Consider the following 949-nt stretch of genomic DNA (forward strand, 5'->3'; position numbering starts at 1 on the left):
GCAGAGGAGGGCGGCGTTGTCGAGGTCGGTCGCGCCGCCGTCTGCCCAGTGGATGAGGTGGTGGGCGTCGGTCCAGCCGGCGGGCCTTGTGCAGCCGGGGAAGGAGCAGCCGCCGTCGCGGACCGTGAGGGCGTGGATTTGGGTGGTGGTGAATAGGCGGTGGGTGCGGCCGATCAGGACGGGGTTGCCGTGCGGGTCGAGGACGATGGGGGTGACGGTCCCGGCGCAGGTCCGGGCGCGGGCGATGTCGGGGGCGAGGAAGGACGCGGACCCGCCGGGACTGGCGGGGGTCGCGGCACCGGTCTCGTCGCGCAGGTCTGTGAGGNCCGGCGGGGGTCGCGGCACCGGTCTCGTCGCGCAGGTCTGTGAGGCGGATGATCAGGCTGGTGTGGGTGGACCCACGACCCGCGGGGGACGTGTCGGTGGTGGCGGCGCGGGCGATGAGGCCCATTAGGGCGTGGGCGCGGCGGTTGGTCGCGGGCCGGGTGTCGGGTTCCCCGTCGGGTCCGGGCCGGGGCGCGGTTAGGGGTCCGAGGGCGGCTTCGAGGGCGGCGACGGACTCGGGGTCCAGGGTCAGCCGGTAGGTCGTTAAGGGTCCGCCGTCGTTGATGCCGTGGGACAGGCTCATCCGGGTGCGGCCGGTGGCTTGGTCTTTTCCGAGGCGGTCGGTGTGGCCGTATTCGACGATGAGGCGGAACCGGAGTTTCCGGACCAGGGCGGGGTCCCCGGTGGCGGCGACGGTGGTGAACGCCTCCCACGCGGTCGGGATGACCGGGTCTTGAAGGTCGGGGATGAGCGTGGTCATCTCCGCGATGGCGGCGGTCGCGGCCGGGACGGGGACCCGCGCGTCGAGGACGGCGTCGGCCAGGCAAGCCGGAACCGCGCCAAGCCGGACGCCGTCCGCCAACTTCACAAGTGGTGACGCGGCGCGTCCGGTGGGGTAGCGCCG

1 protein-coding gene is annotated in these 949 nt (G+C 73.6%); it reads right to left on the reverse strand.

Annotation, left to right across the window (positions count from 1 at the left end; translation table 11 throughout):
• Positions 1 to 345 (reverse strand): HNH endonuclease signature motif containing protein (locus tag ABD209_RS01330; RefSeq protein ID WP_344061015.1); only part of this gene is annotated, 345 nt, incomplete at its 3' end.
• Between the last annotated feature and the right edge of the window lie 604 nt (positions 346 to 949).

The sequence above is a fragment of the Nostocoides vanveenii genome (assembly GCF_039531165.1).
Taxonomy (GTDB): Bacteria; Actinomycetota; Actinomycetes; order Actinomycetales; family Dermatophilaceae; genus Nostocoides_A; species Nostocoides_A vanveenii.